This is a genomic window from Sporotomaculum syntrophicum (assembly GCF_009932395.1).
In the GTDB taxonomy this organism is placed as follows: domain Bacteria; phylum Bacillota; class Desulfotomaculia; order Desulfotomaculales; family Desulfallaceae; genus Sporotomaculum; species Sporotomaculum syntrophicum.
The window spans coordinates 1-18,543 of record NZ_LSRS01000002.1; the positions used below are offsets into that span (position 1 = coordinate 1).

Below are 18,543 nucleotides of genomic sequence, written 5' to 3' on the forward strand. Positions count from 1 at the left end.
AGATGGCCTGGGAGACCGGTGTCCATGAAATTAGGAAACATATACCGGGGTTCATAGACAAGCTCCTGCACCGTAAAGGTGGCTTTGAAGCCATCACCGGATGTAAATCTTATTTGCGTTGCCTCCGGTTTTAGTCCTCCGGCTACTTCTAACAGATCACCAAGTTTGACACCTTCACCCCTGTACCAGCTCTTGGTAGGCCAGGTGTTTATAGTGCTATAGATTACATCTTGTTGTTCTAAATAAGTTTCTCCGTCAGATAATGGTTCCAAACCCCGGAGCTGATTCTGGGTAATTGTCACAGGCTCGGGGTTATTCAGCCCGGGCCCCGATATGGTAATATTTCCACCAGCAGCAAATGCGACTGTAGGTGCCTGCAGGCAAATTATACTTACCAGTAAAAACAAGCCTAAGACAAGTGACAAAAATGTACACCATCGCTTGTTTATAGTCAGCATCATTTTGCCCCCCCCTTTTTTTTCATAAATTGGTATATCGTACAATAATTATCACTTCTTTAAGTTAATACCTATTTTGAATAACTTTTTACTCATTTCCATTAATTCCGAGCGGAGTTGTTATCTGAACATTCATGGTTTGATCCGCTCCATAAGCCTGTTACCTGGTGACCACGATTTCCTTGGTCACATCTTCGTAATTCACTTGCGCCCCCAGATTTTCACTCACGAATCGCAAAGGAAGAAACGTTCTTTTGGCTACGATTTCCGGTGTGCAATCTATTGTTGACTGAGTACCGTCAACCAGGACGTTCCGGTTACCAATAGTCAGTATGAGTACCTTTCCAGCGTCCGTAATTTTGACCTGACGAGCGTCCGGAATCCATTCCACGCCGGCTCCAAGCGCTTCGCTGATAAAACGGATTGGAACCAAAGTTCTACCTGCCTTGGTATCAATATAGGGCTCAACATCCAGAGTATACAGTTTGCCATTTATGCTGGCCGACAGTTGCCCGATAGTAAGCTTGACAACGTTTACGTCCGGCACCTTTATAGCTATAGTACTAAAAACGGCAAATTTGGTCAGGTGTTTAACATGCGTAATTGCATATAACTTGCCGTTTTCCTGTACCAATGCGGTTTCCAGGGCCACCCACTTTCCGGCAGACTCGTCGTAGTAATGCATCACCGGCTGTTCTTGCACAGCTATCTTTGATGAGTCGTAGCTGAGCTTGATGGTTATGGTCTGGTTACCAAAGTCTCTGTTCCCCGTGGTTGTAATCTCATAGACATCGCTGCAGAGCTTTAGTCGCATGCCTTCGGGAACAACCTCGTTAGCTTCGTTTGAAGTTAACTTAACGGCGCTAACCTCAGCGTTTTCAGGCAAAACACCGGCTGGGATTTCCACGGTAAGATGTTCAAAGCTTATTATTCCTCCGGTTGTGGCTGAGATGAGCTTACTGACTTTGGTTTCTGGTGGAGTAGTAGGGGTTTTATCAACTCTTGCTCCACCACCGCCGGAGCCACTGCCAGCTTTTACTGTAGTAACAGTCGTACTTGGCCCGGTTGTGCTCCAGTTGCCGGTAGCATCTTTAGCTTCTACCTTGAAAGTATAGGTAGTGCCGGCACTAAGGCCGGTAACATTGTATGTCCTGTTTGAGGCACCAACGGTTTCAATAATGGTACCAGCCTTGTATATCCTGTATCCTGTTACTTTAACGTTATCAACTGCAGCACCCCATTCCAGGGTCAGCCCGGTCCGTGTCACGTCACTTACGTTTAATGTGCTGCCTGACGGCCATGTCGGGGCTATTGTGTCAATAGGCGCCCCCGTTACCACGGTCAAGTTTTTGGCAGTAACATTACTGCCTTCACCCACTACAATCGTTAATGTGCCGGAAGCAACTGCAGGTACTTTGAACTCAATTCTGTAATCACCACTATCGTCAGCCTTATTGGCCTCAAATAGAACAATATTTTGAGCTTCGTCAACTACTTTAATGGGCACCCAGGCGGTTGGAGCCGTTTTACCGGTAACTGTTACACTTTCACCAATTGAGGCCGCATTTTTATTTAATTCCATGCTTATTCCATTGGCTGCAGCAATAGCCGGAACACACATCAGCAACAGCAATGCTATTTGCAAAAAAACGACTAGCCTACGATTCATTTTGGTCACTCCTTTAAAGCTGATATTTCTCTCATTAACATTATTCAACTCCCCTTTGTTGGTCGTTGTTGCTCGTGACCTGTATTGAGGTTACAGTTGGGCAAAACGTTATCGCCAAGAATAAACAAGTTTTGCCCAACTCGCCTCGGATAACTCACTAAAGAAGGTTTCGGTTTAAAGTATTACTGCAGAATCACAGGGTTTTGTTCTATTGAATTAGTTAACTCATCAACAATGTAAGCCTTGATTACATCACCTGGCTGAACATTGAAGCCGGCCTGTGCCGAATCCACTACATCAAAATCAGCCCTGGTTGCGTTGAGTCCTAGCTGACTACCGTTTCTCAAATGTATAAAGACAACGGTTTCCTTGCCGTTATGAGAGACCACAGGTTCAATACCGACTGTGAAGTATTTGAACCCTGTTACTCCATCATTTATTGTCATTATACTGATACCGTCCGGGGTAGTCCCAACGGTGTATGCACCATCGGATTCGGGCTCAATATTGTAGACTGGTCTTGTTGAGTTAATTAACTTGATACTTACAATCTGCGAAATAGCTGTTGACCCAGTAACAGCCGGACCAACAAGCCGGAGTGGCCAGTCACTACCAATCTCTGATAAGGGCTCACCGTTCAGCGTATTGGCAATAATGTAATTGTTGTTTCGAATAATATCCGCGCTGTCGATAGTTACTGAATAGCCATCAGCCGCAGTAATCACCACATTATACCCAGCCATAGCCAGGTCATTATTAAAGGCATTATCTGAATGCTGGTCGGCATCATCAATAAATCCCGCGAGGAACCACAGAGGCATGCCTTCCCAGACCTGTCCTTCAGAATCGGTATAACTCGCCTTGTGGTTAGCGCCAAATTGGCAGGTAAGAGCCTGTTCGAAATATGTCTTGCTTACATCATAGTTGATACCGCCGATACCCCGGCCATCTAGTTCCAATGTCCAGTCGCCCTGGGGTATGGAATATATCTTGATTTCTGTAATCCACTTTGCTGCTAAACCAGCACAAGAAGGATACTGTACACCGTCACCGAAATAATAGTGCCAGTAATTTTCCGGAAGCGTCTCGTGCATATCCCATTGGCCGTAAACGTTATCACCGCCCGGCGTAAAGAATAAGCGCATACCATCGGCATATTCGGGCACGTATTTTCCATCAGCCCACCAAGCCAGAATGGCATCTCCCTGGCGTTCTTGCACCGAAGGATCAGTGTATATAGAGGAATAGGGGAGTCTGATCTCCAAACCATCCTTTGCAACCAGTACTATCTCAGTTCCTGCTCCCATGCCACCCATAAAATCACAAAGATCTCTGATACGAGTACCCTTCACAGCATTTTCTATCTTGAAACCACCGGGATATGTCTCATTTTCATCCCAAACATCATCCGGGTTATTTGTGATTCCTTCAAAGCGATATACCGTTGTTCCATCTCCAATCACGTCAAACCCGCTTTCTCTTTCCATCCACATATAATTTACAGTCTTTTCGTCAAGGATGGTGGTACCGTCTTCAGCATATTTGATGATACGAACTTCGGGTATAGGCTGAGGCTGGCCAGTTTCAAAAGACGTTAGTTCAATCTCTACGATATTACCAACGCTGGTACCGCCAAGAGTTCCATCATCTTTAGCAACACCGTCACCTACCAGGCGCAGCGGCCATGAATCCGTTAGAGGCACTCCATTGCATTTGTTGGCAATGATATAGTTATCACTTCGGGCTACATCCGCGCTGTCAAAATCTTTAGTATAGCCGTCTCCGGCTTTAACTAAAATCGTGTAACCGGAATTCGCCAAATTGTAGTCATACTTATGCGGCTGGCGATCATCTACCCAACCCGCTAAGAACCACAGGGGTATACCCGACCAGACATTACCATTACCGTCGGTCCATTCTTTCAAATGGCCTGAATTCGGACATGCCAGAGCGTTCTCAAACTCGGCCTGCGAAATGACATCACTGATCTTGCCATTAAGGTTAAGATTCCAACTGCCGGGCACAACCGCCGGTGTCTGCAGCTCGGGGATTTCAATCCTTACAATGTTACCAACGGCAGAGCCCCCCAGGGAACCGTCACCTTTTGCAACGCCGTCACCCACTAAGCGAATTGGTGCTGATGAACCGGTAAGTGCCTCACCATTGCATTTATTGGCAACAATATAGTCGTTGCTTTTAGCTACATCCGTGCTATTAAAGGTTGTGGAAAAGCCGTCTTTTGCAACCACTTTTACAGTATAACCTTCAGCAGCCACGCTATCATTGAAAGTCCAATGACTGCTTGTCTCAATATCGTCCACCGTACCCAGGAGTACCCATAGAGGCACACCAGACCAAACCTTGCCTTCATTATCAGTCCACTCCTTATAATGGCCTGAACCGGTACAAGCAAGTCCTTCTTCAAACTCTTCCTGGGTAATGGTATCCCTTACATCTCCAATCATCTCCAAGGTCCACCCAGCAGGTGGTTCAAGAATACCGGACAACTCGATCCGAACAATGTTGCCTACCTGTTGCCCACCAAAAACAGCTGAACCTTTTAGATGAAGTGGCCAGCAACCTTTTCCTCCTTCGGTCTGCAACGGCAGTGGTTCCCCATTAAGGGTATTAGCGACGATATATCCGTTATTGCGAGCGATATCGGCACTATCAAGGGTTGTTTTCCAACCGTCGCCGGCTATAACATTAACTTCATAGTTTTGGGCAGCAAGTTCATCATTAAAGTTAAAGTGGTCAGAACCTACATCGGGGTCGTCATCAACCATAGCTACTAGCAGCCATAGCGGTACGCCTCCCCACTTATTACCGTCACCGTCAGTCCAGAACACTTGGTGACCTGATGACGGGCAAGCAAGGCCGCCCTCGAAGTAGTCTTTGGTAACGGTTGCATCCTTGACACCCGATAGCTGAAGAGTCCAGGTCGACGGCGTGGTGGTATCTGTATCCACAACGATTTTCACCGCAGCAGTAGCCACTGCCTTAACAGCATCAAGATCGGACTTTTCAGTAATACCCTGTGCATAATAGAACTCAACCTTGTCACCGTCAACAAGTTCAATAAGATTCAATGCACCTGCAGGATTGTTGTAGCCGTCTTTATAGACATTGTTGACATAAGCATACCACTGACTACCACCTTTTACATAAGGGTAGTTCCCTATATTGTCTAGTAGAAGAGCACCAGAATTGGTGTAATTCTTGTCAGTAACGTCATAGGTAAAACCGCCAGCGGTTGCAGCAGCCTGAAGGGCCCCAAGCGGTGTATCTTTGTCAACAGTGTATTCCTTCCCCGAATTGTATGCAGTCACGCTAAAGGTGTCGCCAGCTGCCAAAACAACTGTTCCCTCGTAAAGAACATCTATTATCGGCGAATCGGCTACCTCAATGTAATCATTCTTTACATCTTCGTCACTGCCGGCTGAATTTGTGACAGTTAGCTTAACACTGTATATACCTGCGGTACTATACTCATAGGTTGGGTTCTGATCAGTGCTATCTACTACGCCGTCATTATCAAAGTCCCAGGCGTAAGTTAGTGGTGTTGTGCCGGTCGACTCGTCGGTAAAGTTTACCGTCAGCGGCGCCGTGCCACTGGTTGTATCAGCGGTGAAAGCCGCCACCGGAACTGATACCGGGACAGCGATGACACCATTTTGCCATTGACCCATTAATGGATAGTTGTCTAAATCGGTCGAAATTGTCTGGTATGGTGTGTCACCAATGCCGTTACCATCTGCGTCAGCACCGGTATAGTTGCCCCAGTAGTTACCCACTAAGCCAGTATACTGAGTATTGTTGAATGAGTAATTCTGTTCCGTCTGGGAGTTCCAGAAGTTACCGGCAACCGCGCCAAAACCCACAGACAATTGACCGCTGGTATTGCCGGTAAAGTTGTTTAGGTAGAAAACGTTACCTTTAGAACCAGTGGCAATCTCCAGGCCATAGTTATTGTTTGAGGAAGTGTTATTATAGATGGTATTATTGTAAGCGTTCTTAACCCTTATCCCAATATTATTTGATTCTGAGGTATTGCCGTTAACAATATTATTGTTGGCATTATCTGCCAAGTAGAGAGCAAAACCTGAACTGTCAGTGTTGTTCGAGCAAATATTGCCGGTTATGGAGTTATCAGTCGTGTTGGACAGATAAATGCCATAGCGACCACTGTTAATACAGGTATTGTTGGAAACCACATTTTCTTTACCTAATGTAACGCTTATACCTTGATTATTTCCAGTGACTTTGTTATTTATAACAGAGACGCCGGACTGGCCATTAACAATGATGCCGGATTTACCCATTGACGTTACTCCTGAAACGGTAAACCCATTAATAACAACATCCGGTGCTGTTACATTAAAGACATCGTCTTTCGGATCGGCCGCCTGAACAATCGTCAGTTCTGCCCCGTTCTCTGACCGAATTTCCAGACTCTTGTCTACATCCACGTTCTCGGTATAGGTACCGTCTTTCACGATGATGGTATCCCCAGAACTAGCCGCCGTCACTGCTGCTTGTATAGTAGTAAAATCACCATTGCCCGAGGCATCAACGTACCAGGTGGATACCGGAGGCGTCTCTTCAATAGTGAAAACGGCAATGCTGGCAGGTAAGGGGAAAACATAAGCGCACACATTATAGTCGCCGGCGGGTACTGCCGGAGCAATGAGAGAAACAGGCGACATGATACCGTTGGCGTCGGTTGTTACGTCTACCTTGCTCTCATCAGCATCCCAGGTGCCGTTGCCGTTAGTGTCAAACCAGATATACTTGCCGGTGGACTGGTTTTGAACAAAGCCACAACCCGTAACGTTTATACTCGTACCGGCACTCCCTGAGCTGGTATCCAGTATTATTCCTGTTACGGTATAAGTTGCAGTGGCTTTGAGACCACTAGCCGGTATATCGGCACATACCTGATAAGATCCCGGTTTTACGGAAGGGACAGACAGGCCTGGCGAAGAAGCTGTCCCCGCGCCACTGGTGGTTACGGATGCCTTATTCTCACCCTCATCCCAGGTGCCGTTGCCGTTAGTGTCAAACCAGACATAACCGGTCTCATTCCCCGAATATCCAGCAATATTCATCCCTATATTGGCTCCCGGGAAGCCCCTCGGAGTGCTAATTTTAATACCCGGAGTAACACAAATGCTTGCTGAAGCCTCTATAGTGTCGTTTTTATTAATGTCTAAAAGAATATTGTAGATACCTGTCGGCGAATTTGGCCAAGTTAGATTTGATACTGATATTGTACCTTCGGCTGTTGTAGTACCAGACCGATAAGCACCATCGTCAAAGAGCCCGTTCCCATTCCTGTCACAGAAAAGTCTAAAGCTTGTGCTTGGAGTAAAACCGCTGCCGGTAACATTGATACCACTGGAATTTATCTGAGCGTTACCATTAGTCGGGTTCACGATTATGCCGCTGTCAGTGATAGTGAAACTGGCGACAGCTTCAATGCCCCCTGGAAAACCAGCCCGTACATTATAGCTGCCCGTGCTTGCTGACGGAACAGTTAAACTTGTGAGCAGGGGAATGGCACCATCTGCATCTGTTTTTACATCAATCGATGGCTCATCATTGTCCAGGACTCCGTTATCGTTTGCATCGAACCAAACTGTCCCTGCCACACTGGCATCAAAGCCGCTACCGGTGACAAATACTGTCGTCCCCGGCTTTCCAGAGTTACTGTTTAGCAATATCTCCGCGCTAATCGGAGCCGGGTTAACATTGATATAGCCGGTCTTGATCTCCTCGTCACTGCCGGCAGCATTGCTCACAGTTAGCTTGACACTGTAAGTACCGGCGTTGCTGTACTCAAAAGTTGGGTTCTGTTCAGTGCTATCTACAACTCCGTCGTTATTAAAGTCCCAGCCGTAGGTTAGTGGCGTTGTGCCTGTCGATTCATCGGTAAAGTTAACCGTCAGCGGCGCTGTGCCACTAGTTGTATCAGCAGTGAAAGCCGCCACCGGAGCAACCGGATCTTCACCTGAATCTACCGTATAATTAAATTCAACAACATCGCTATTTATCTTGCCAGGGCCAATTACAATAGCCTTAATAGTAGTATCCTGTGTGATTTCGATGGGGTGATTAATTTCATTAAAATCTGACCGGTTTGACCACCGTTTGGCAATCCAGTTATACATCGGGCTTTCCACTGTAGGTTCACTGCCGTCCAGGGTATAATGCACCTTATCAGTATCGTTATTAGTAGCGCTTAGTTCTACAAGGGTCCCTTCAGGCACTTCCCCGCTTGCTACACTAGCCGTCGGAGCAGCCCACTTCTCAGGCTCAGCAGTGAGCACTTCCACTTTAACTACTGATTTGGCAAACACTGCATTTGTCTGTTCGGTTACCGCCCTTTGTCCAAAGATCAAATGCAATGCATCGTTTTCACTCATATCGCTAAAATCATTGCTTTCTTCACTTCTTAGAGCAAGGATAGTTTCTACTGCCTCTGCCCCAGCTGATGAGCCTGGAATATAACCAAAGTACTCATGATTTTCCTTAAAATTCGGGAAAAAGTATCGTTGTTCATTTAATAGCTCTTGCACTGTAAAGGTTGCTTTAAAGCCATCTCGACTGGTGAATTTTATCTGCTTCGCTGTATCCTTTATTCCTGCATCATCAAGTAATTCTATTAACTTAACCCCTTCAGCTACATACCACTTCTTTGTAGGGTAGGTGTTAATCGTACTATACAGGTGACGATATTGATCCATCTCCTGTAGATCAGATAAGGTGTACTGTTTGGCTGTTTCTACACCGTCCCCAAGGATTTCCAGCACAGCCTTTTCTATTATCAACGTAACAGTTACATCTTCACTTTCAACTGTAAATGTTCCTGTTGCTTCTTTGTAACCAGCTTTATTTACGCTGTAGCTGTAGGTTCCGGCTTGTAATTTGTATGTGCCGTCTGACTCAGCGGTTATTACTTTGCCTTCGCTATCTTTGACAGTTACAGTCGCATCTGCTGGGGTTACTACAAAGGTCACTGAGTAAGTGGTTGCTTCAGGAACCGTGTACTCAAAGGTAACGACATCGCTGTCTTCCCGGCCGGGGCCGATAACTACTGCCTTGATAGTAGTGTCGTCTGTTATTTCAATTGGGTGATTAATTTCATCCAACTCGCCTGCTCGCGATGACCACCAGCGGCTGGCAATCCAGTTATACATCGGACTGTCTATGGTCGGAGTACTGCCGTCGAGAGTGTAATGAACTTTATCCTCGTCGTTAAAAGGACCTTGCAGCTCCACCATGGTCCCTACAGGTACCTCTCCAGGCTGCGGATCGGCCGTAGGATTAGCCCATTTGGGTGCAGGATCGGTGAGTACCTCGATTTGCGTTACATATTTTGCAAACCTGGCGTTGGTCTGCTGGGTTACCGACCGCTGCCCGTATAACAGATGATTTGCGTCCCCGCGGCTCAGATTTTCATCGTCCATCACATCGCCCAAGTCTTGAGCTGAACAACTTTTATGGGCAATAATGGTCTCAACTTGTACCGCACCCGACGCATCGCCAGGAAGATGGCCTGGGAGACCGGTATCCATGAAATTAGGAAACATATACCGGGGTTCATAGACAAGCTCCTGCACCGTAAAGGTGGCTTTGAAGCCATCACCGGATGTAAATCTTATTTGCGTTGCCTCCGGTTTTAGTCCTCCGGCTACTTCTAACAGATCACCAAGTTTGACACCTTCACCCCTGTACCAGCTCTTGGTAGGCCAGGTGTTTATAGTGCTATAGATTACGTCTTGTTGTTCTAAATAAGTTTCTCCGTCAGATAATGGTTCCAAACCCCGGAGCTGATTCTGGGTAATTGTCACAGGCTCGGGGTTATTCAGCCCGGGCCCCGATATGGTAATATTTCCACCCGCAGCAAATGCGGCTGTAGGCGCCTGCAGGCCAATTATACCGGCTAGTAAAAACAAGCCCAGGAAAATTGGTAAAAGCCTGTACCACCATCCAGACTTCTCATTACCTTTCACTCTGTTCTCTCCTTTCTCTTAAAATAGTTAACTAATTATCCACCGATTACATATCTATTACCACCTCCCAGCCAGAACTAAATACCCGTTGGCCGAAAGGAAGCCTGTTAGATCTTGGTGTTCAAATGTGGCTCCTTTCCACAACGGGAGGCTCGCCCGTTTCCAGGTGAACCTGCCGGCCGGTGACCTTGGGATGTATCCTTTAGGGCACCAAGCTCGGAGCAATATGGTTTTTGTTGCTCACCTCCCTTATAAGATATTCATTACCGGGTAATCAAGATCTGACAGCTGGCGGAATCATATTCCACCCCAGCCCCCAGGGTCTCACTGACAAACCGCAAGGGCACGAAAGTCCGACCAGGCGGAAGCGTTGCCGGAGCACAGTCGATGGTCTGTTTCACACCATTAATCTGAACAACGCTGGTACCCAGAGTCAAGACAATCTCTTTTCCACCATCGGTAATGGTTATCCGTTTGGTTTCAGGATCCCAATTCACGCCTGCCCCCAAGGCCTCACTGACAAACCGCACCGGCACCAGCGTGCGGGCGGTCCTTGTATCAATGTAAGGTGCTGCCTCCAAAGTATAGGATCCACCATCAACACGTGCTTCCATCCGGCCTACAGTAAGCTTGATGGCACTTCCCGTCAGCTTGCCCGGTGTCTCATTGTCATCGGGAATAACTTTATTGTCCGCGGGCTCCGCACCGGCAACCCGGTAGTTAAAGGTTACAACATCGCTGTCCAGCTTACCAGGACCAATAGTAATTGCCTTGATAGTTGTATTCTCATTAATGGGTCCAATAGGGTGATTGATTGTGCCCAAAACGTCAGCCCGAGACGCCCACCACCGGCTGGCAATCCAGTTATACATTGGACTATCCAATGTCGGTGTACTGCCGTCTGTAGTGTAATAAATTTTATCATCGTCATTGTTATTGTTGCTCAGAGTTACCCTGGTTCCCGCAGGAACCGTGCCGCTCCCCGGATTGGCCTGCGGAGCATCCCATTTCTCCGGTTCGGCAGTTAACACCTCGATCTTATTTAGATATTTAAGAAATAAATTTCCTGTCTGTTCGGTAACCGACCGCTGCCCCAGCATTAGTAGCAAGGAGTTTAAGTCATTCATATACTCGGGGTTATCACTGCCTTCGACGCTGATTAGGCCAATGATCGGCTCCACCTCTACCTTAGCCGACGGATTGCCAGGGACATGCCCGTCACCGTCACCACCGCCGGTTTTAAAATTGGGGAACCTGTAGCGCTTATCTTCGAACAGTTCCTTGACCGTAAGCGTCACAGTATAGCCATCGACAGAGGTAAATTTAATCTGCTTAGCCTCCTCTTTGATACCTGCTTGAGTAAGCAAGTCTTTCAACAATACTCCTTTTCCCACATACCATTTCTTAGTGGGCCAGGTGTTAATCGCACTGTATACATACTGGTATTGTTTCATTTCCTCAAGTTCTTCCGAGGTAAACGTTACGGGATTCGTCACCCCGTCCCCCGTAATTTCCAATGAGTCCGATGTGGCCAAAGCCGCGGAAGGCTGCACCAAGCTAAACATACCGAACAGCAACAGCATACCAAAGAAGGTAATCATGAAACTGTAAAACCATTTCTTATTTCCATTTCGCACCGGCAAATCTCCCCTTTCATGCAGATAACCACCACTTACATTCCCGTAACAGGTACCTAAAAACTAAAGTATACTAGTCAGTCAGCATGAACAGCCGCCCAGTTTCAGGGTCTTTGTAAACCGTACCCATCCTTTCGTAAAGCTCACCCTCACCCTGGGTTTTGATCAGGTCTTCACGAATGTCCGGAGTATCGCTCACCTCCTGCCCTTGTTCCAAGTTAATCCTCTGTCCCAAGCCCAAATCGACATTCCAGTTAATGGCCAGGGCAAGCATCAGCCCGCAGGCAAAGACCAGCATGGCGTCCACAATATTGATCACGCCCTCCAAAGGATTAACATCTTCATACTTCCAACGCCTTCTGCTCCTCAATCCGCCTTCGATGAGCAAACACCTCCATTAAACTCTCCATCAAAACCTCAAGGGTACTCAGGTAATCCTCATACCACCTTTTCCGCAGCCGCGAGACAGCATAAGCAAGCCCCCCGGCGGCTAGCCCTGTTACCGTAGCATCAAAGGCAGTCAGCAGAGAATCAGCGAGTGTTTTGGTATCTCCCTCGCCAAGGGCAATCAAGCCCGGTCCCAGAGGAATCAACGTAGCCATCAATCCCAGCATAGGACCCAGACGAGTTACAAGATCGGTTCTGTTGGTTATTCGTTCATAACGCAACTCTTCGTTGGTCAAAAGCCGGCGGGCCAATGCCTGTAGAGAGGCAGCGGACAAATTTCGATGTTCAATCAGCTCGACAAGAACTGATTTATGCCGGCGAAACATACGGCTGCGCTCAATTTGGGCCATAATCTCATCGATATCCAACTTCTGAAAACCATTTATCAACTCTCGCACGTTAACCTTCATAGTCCGCCGTACGGCTATAGCTTCTACCAGCACACCACCCAGTTCAAACACCGATAAAGCCAACAAAAATAACAAGATGGTAATGGTAGGTATCAGCAAACCGGACGAAACGGTATGCATCGTCTCCTTTAGGGGTGTGAAATAAGTTTCCGTCACCTTGCTCATCGCTCCTTTACATATTCTGCGTATCTTTTTCCAGCTCCCGAAAACAAGAGAAGCAGAAACGTCCCAGCCGCATAAACATCCATCAGGTTTTGCGTCTCCTGCAACGGCAGAGGTACGGTATCGGTCGAAATCTGAGATACCTCCCAAACCTGGCTGCTCGGCTGCTCTAAGGCAGCATCGATAGCAAATTTATTATCCAAATCTTCCTTCTCTGCCAGGTATTGCCCCCTGCTTTCCGGAACCGGCAGCTTGTCAGAGGTCTCCGGCATCCTTTCAGAAGCGGTTAAATCAATATCGGGCTCAACTTCTTTCTCAGGTTCAACCGGTTCAGGTTCAGCCGGATCCGGATGTTCGATTTCCAACACCGAAGGCGCCACAGGGGGCTCCGGTATCTGCACTTCTTGAGTACCAACAATGGGCAACTCACCCTGAACACTTTCGCCTTCATCGGGACCGTTTACAATACAGGTAGCTGTATGGTTACCTGCTACCGTCGTTACGGTAATGACAGCAGTGCCCGGTCCAATTACAGTGACCAGACCATGATTATCCACCGTAGCCACACTGGTATCGCTGGAACTCCAGATCACATCTTGGTCAGTGGCATTAAAGGGAGCAACGTTCGCCTCTAACTTGAATGTACTACCGACTGGGCGATCTATTGTGCTCCGGTCAAGGGTCACCCCAGTAGGAGGTCCACCCGGTACTTTCGTCGGGTCAACCGCCTTGCCTGTAAGATCAGCCGTAAAGGTAAAGGTAACTACATCACTGTCTTCTTTACCGGGACCAATAGTTTTCATCTTGATAACGGTGTCCTTTTCAACCTTGATGGGTTGATTGACACCCTCCACATCATCTCTTAAGGGCCACCAGCGACTGGCACTCCAGTTGAACATCGGACTGTTCACAGTCGGTGTACTGCCATCCGTGGTGTAATAAATCTTATCCTCGTTATTATTTTTATTACTTAGGGTGATCTCGGTCCCCACGGGCACAACCATGCCACTGGGTATATTTGCTTTCGGACTATCCCATTTTTCCGGTGCAACAGTAAGAACCTCAATTCTGCTTACGTACTTGAGGAATAGATTGTTTGTTTGTTCTGTAACTGCTCGCTGTCCCATCACCAACAGTAATGCATCCCTGTCATTCATATCATCGGGATTATCACTGCCCTCGGCGCTAACCAAGGCAAGAACGGGCTCTACCTCTACCGCACCCTCCGATGAACCGGGAATGCTCCCGTCACTGGAATGATTATCTTTTAAGCCTGGAAAATAGTAACGTTTATCTTCTAACAACTCCTTTACCGTAAGGGTCACATCATACCCATCGTTCGATATAAACTTAATCTGTTTGGCATCATCTTTGATCCCCGCTAATGCTAGCAGCTCCCTTAAATTAACACCTTTTGCCACGTACCATCTTTTGCTCGGCCAAGTGTTTATCGTACTGTACACATGCTCATATTGCTTCATAGCACTCAGCTCGGCCAAATTCAATGTTATATGATTCGCCACCCCATCACCTGTTATTTCCAGTACATCCGACGTTTCTGCAATGGCAAACGTCGGCATACAGTTAAACAAGCTTGCAAGGAGCAGCAAACTCAAAAGTACTATCAATATGTTCCAAAGGAACTTTCTGTTACTTACTTGCATTGCTCACGCACCTTTTTCGCTAAACATCTAGTTTATCAACACATAGTCATCGATTAGGCATATGACACCGGTGTTATCTGGTAATTGTTATATCATTGGTCTCCGCTACGTAGTCCACTTTCGCCCCTAAAGTCTCGCTCACGAACCTTAGCGGTGTGAAAGTGCGTCCAGGGGGCAATATTGTCGGAGCACAGTCGATAGTTTGCTTTACGTTGTTGACCAGAACGTCACTGGAGCCAAGGGTGAGAATGATCTCCTTGTCATCATCCTTAATACAAATCTGAGAGGTTTCCGACAGCCAGCTCACTTCCGCACCCAGGACTTCGCTGACAAATCGGGCCGGCACCAGCGTGCGCCCTGCCAGAGTGTCGATATATGGGACTGCATCCAAGGGATAAACAATGCCATTCACAGTAGCGGCCATCTCTCCAATAGTAAAGTTGATGACTTTAACCACTTTCTCGGAGACCATCACGGCAAACTTGGTAAAGTGTTCTAACTGCACACTAATGCTAGTACTGGATAACTCACCACCAATACCAACCCATTCCTTCTTGTTTTCATCGTAGTAATAAACAGACGGGGCTTCGCCCACAAGTATAGCATCCGTATCAAAACTAAGTTTGACGGTTACAGCTTTATTAAAGCTGTAACTGGTCTTGTCATCAACGCTGAACTCGTACACACCACTGATTAATTTAAAGCCTGTAGGCATATCGATAGGTGTGGTCACCCGCTCTATTTTTACTTCTACCGGGCTAATGCCCTTAAGGGCATCGGCCGGTATTTCAATAACAACTTCTTCCCCAAGGCTCACTGTACCACCTTCGCTGGGCTCAATTATTGCTGTTACAGTAACGGGGAGCCTAACCATAACGGCAAACTTGGCAACATAGTCCACCCGCACAGTTATGGTATTATTAGACACCTCACCACCAATGTCTACCCATTTTCCCCCAGTTTCCTCGTAGTAGTGGATGGTCGGAGTGGCATTATGACTGACCTTCTCAGGTTCGAATTCAAGGCTGATAGTGACGGGCTTATTAAACTGATAGCCGTTATACCCATCAACGCTAAACTCATAAACACCGTCTAGAAACTTGAAGCCTGTAGGTGCAGCTGGAGGTGTGGACACCCGCCCTATTTTTACTTCCACCGAGCCGGTACCAGCAAGCGCACCGGCCGGTATTTCAATGACGGCTTCCTTGCCAAGGCTCACGGTGCCGCCTTCGCTGGGATTAATTGTTGCTGTTACAGTGATGGGAACAGCGACCATCACTGTAAACTTGGTAAAGTGTTCTACCTGCACAGAAATGGTGTCACCGTCATCGGAAACCTCACCACCGATGTTGACCCATTTTTTCTCAGTTTCATCGTAGTAATGAACAGCCGGGGTTTCACCAGCAGAAACCTCATCCGGGTCGAATCTAAGTTTGATAGTTACTGCTTTTTTAAATTCGCAACTGCTCTTGCCGTCCACAGTAAACTCGTATACATCATCAAGTATCTTGAAGCCTGCTGGTGCAGCTGGAGGTGAGGGCACGCGCTCTATTTTTACTTCCACCGATCTGGTACCAGCCAGCGCACCGGCCGGTATTTCAATAACGACTTCTTTTCCAAGGCTCACTGTACCGCCTTTGTCTGATGTTATAGATTCTGCCCTGCTGTCCGTGGTTCCCGTTACCTTGTAAGTAAAGGTAGCAACGTCACTATTCGACCTGCCGGGGCCAATGGTAATCGCCTTGATGGTTGTGTCCCCGGTCAACTCGATAGGATGATTGATCCTGGCCACGGTTTCCTCGCCTCGGGACGACCACCACCGTTTGGCAATCCAGTTATACATCAGACTTTCAAGGGTCGGGGTGCTCCCGTCGGTGGTGTAATGAATCTTATCCTGGTCCATATTATTATTTTTAAGATGAACCATTGTTCCGGCCGGTACTGTACCATTGTCGTATGGTTTAACCGGCTCCCCGTCAAAAGTTAATTCAGCTGTTGGCTTATCCCATTTTCCCGGTGAGTTAGTGCTAACCTCAATTTTATTTATATATTTCGTAAACAAAGGGCCTGTTTGCTCGGTAACGGTACGCTGCCCAAGCATCAGCAACGGGGTATTTGCATCGTTCATGTAGGACGGGTTATCCGTGCCCTCGGCGCTGACCAGTGCGATAATGGGCTCGACCTCAACCGCTCCCGATGAAGATCCGGGAATGTGCCCGTCGCCGTCACCGCCACCACTCTTGAAATTAGGAAAACGATAACGACTATCTCTTAATAATTCCTGAACCGTAAGGGTCATATAATAACCATCGCTGGAAAAGAATTTGATCAGCTTAGCGCTTCCCTTTATTCCAGCCTCATTGAGCAGTTCCCTTAAACTAACTCCTTTGCCAATATACCATTTCTTGCTTGGCCAGGTGTTAATACAGCTGTAGACATTCTGGTATTGCGGCATTTCTTCCAATTGGAACTGGGTATACTTCTTAGAAGTCGCCACTCCGTCTCCGGTGATTTCTAACACAACTTTTTCGTCGCCAGGTAATTGCCCGCTTGTGGTGGTGATCTTCTGCGTCACACCTGCATCCGGATATCCGGTAGCAATAACAACTATCGTATAGTTACCGGTGGTGTCAAATACGCCGGCCTCAATGGTGATTACTCCTTCTGCAACGCTGTATTTGCCGGTAATAGAAGTTCCGTTGACGGTCACGTCGGTAATAGCGTTGCGCCAGGCTGCATTATCAACAAAGGTCAGTTCGATCGGCTGCCCCACGGTATTGTTCGTAGTATCAGCTGTCAGTGTTGGAGATACGATCGCTCCAGCTTCATCTACTATCAGAGTAAATTCATGACTGTCTGTATTTACCGGTTCTGCACTATCGGTTATAGTCACGGTAAAGGTGAATGTACCGTTCTCAGACGGTGTTCCTTCTAACACTGCACCGTTGAGACTCATACCTCCTGGTAATGCTCCATCAGTAATGGCAAATTTATGCGGTTCCACTCCGCCTACTGCCCTGAAAGTATGACCGGCGTATGCTTTGTTCTGAATTGCCCTGGCCGGGTTATCAGTGTTGATGGCAAGCGGTACACGGTACTCAAAGGTGACGACATCGCTGTCCGCCCGGCCGGGTCCGATTACTCTTGCCTTGATTGTAGTGTTATCTGTTATTTCAATAGGGTGATTAATCTCATTCAAAACGTCTGATCGTGACGACCACCACCGGCTGGCAATCCAGTTGTACATGGGACTGTCTATGGTCGGAGTGCTGCCGTCAAGCGTGTAATGAACTTTATCCTCATCGTTGAAAAGACTGTGCAGCTCTACAAAGGTCCCCACTTCCACCTCTCCCGGATCTACGCTGGAAGTAGGCTCATCCCATTGGGGCACGTCATCAGTGAGCACCTCGATTTTCGTTACATACTTGGCAAACCTGGCATTGGTTTGCTGGGTTACCGCACGCTGCCCGTATATTAGATGATTTGCTTCACTGCGGCTAAAATTCTCGTGGGCATGTTCTCCTGTAACATCTTCAATGTTTTGAACGTAAAAACTCCTGTGGGCAATGATAGCCTCCACCGGCTCTGCTCCCGACGGGTCACCGGGGAGATGACCGGAGAGGCCGTTGCTCATGAAATTAGGAAAACGATACCGCGGGGTATTTAACAATTCATCTACCGTAAAAGTTACCTTAAAGCCATCGGTGGAAGTAAATCTTATCTGGGTGGCATCATCATTTATTCCACCGGCCAGTTTAAACAAGTCGGTCAGTTTAACCCCCTCGCCCCGGTACCAACTTTTAGTAGGCCAGGTGTTAATAGTGCTGTACCACTCGTCATGCTGTGTTAGATAAACCTCGCCGTATATTGATTGCAAGTCCGGTGACAATGCCTCGGTTCCCCGGAGCTGGCTTTGGGTAATGGTTATTGGTCCGGGGATGTTCAACCCGGACCCCGATATGGTAATATCACCCCCCGCGGCAAAAGCTGCCGCGGGTACTAGCAAAGCGACCACACTAGCTAAGCAAAACAATCCGGCTAATAATATGACGCTGATTCTGCTGGGTGATCCGTGCATACG

The 18,543-nt window shown here is 47.4% G+C and carries 8 protein-coding genes and 1 riboswitch; all 8 genes read right to left on the minus strand.

What is annotated here, in order from left to right:
* Positions 1 to 461 (minus strand): hypothetical protein (locus SPSYN_RS02475; protein WP_161820950.1); only part of this gene is annotated, 461 nt, incomplete at its 3' end.
* Between the two features lie 157 nt (positions 462 to 618).
* The gene (locus tag SPSYN_RS02480) at positions 619 to 2,127 is read right to left on the minus strand and encodes a stalk domain-containing protein (RefSeq protein ID WP_161820951.1); all 1,509 of its coding nucleotides are present in this window, start codon (positions 2,125 to 2,127) and stop codon (positions 619 to 621) included.
* A 182-nt stretch (positions 2,128 to 2,309) separates the two neighbouring features.
* Positions 2,310 to 10,142: an FN3 associated domain-containing protein gene (locus tag SPSYN_RS15675; RefSeq protein WP_202623711.1), complete on the minus strand. Its 7,833-nt coding sequence runs from the start codon at positions 10,140 to 10,142 to the stop codon at positions 2,310 to 2,312.
* A 114-nt stretch (positions 10,143 to 10,256) separates the two neighbouring features.
* Positions 10,257 to 10,376: riboswitch (molybdenum cofactor riboswitch) on the minus strand.
* Between the two features lie 29 nt (positions 10,377 to 10,405).
* Complete coding sequence (locus SPSYN_RS02500; RefSeq protein WP_161820952.1) at positions 10,406 to 11,779, minus strand: stalk domain-containing protein; 1,374 nt, start codon at positions 11,777 to 11,779, stop codon at positions 10,406 to 10,408.
* A 73-nt stretch (positions 11,780 to 11,852) separates the two neighbouring features.
* Entirely contained in the window at positions 11,853 to 12,149 is a 297-nt protein-coding gene (locus SPSYN_RS02505; protein WP_243152883.1) for a DUF2149 domain-containing protein, read from the minus strand.
* Complete coding sequence (locus SPSYN_RS02510) at positions 12,121 to 12,792, minus strand: MotA/TolQ/ExbB proton channel family protein (RefSeq protein WP_243152884.1); 672 nt, start codon at positions 12,790 to 12,792, stop codon at positions 12,121 to 12,123. Before SPSYN_RS02510 ends, SPSYN_RS02505 begins: the two co-directional genes overlap by 29 nt.
* Positions 12,793 to 12,797: 5 nt before the next feature.
* The gene (locus SPSYN_RS02515; RefSeq protein WP_161820953.1) at positions 12,798 to 14,462 is read right to left on the minus strand and encodes an FN3 associated domain-containing protein; all 1,665 of its coding nucleotides are present in this window, start codon (positions 14,460 to 14,462) and stop codon (positions 12,798 to 12,800) included.
* A 73-nt stretch (positions 14,463 to 14,535) separates the two neighbouring features.
* On the minus strand, positions 14,536 to 18,540 hold the full coding sequence (locus SPSYN_RS02520; protein WP_161820954.1) for an FN3 associated domain-containing protein: 4,005 nt from the start codon (positions 18,538 to 18,540) through the stop codon (positions 14,536 to 14,538).
* Positions 18,541 to 18,543 lie beyond the last annotated feature (3 nt).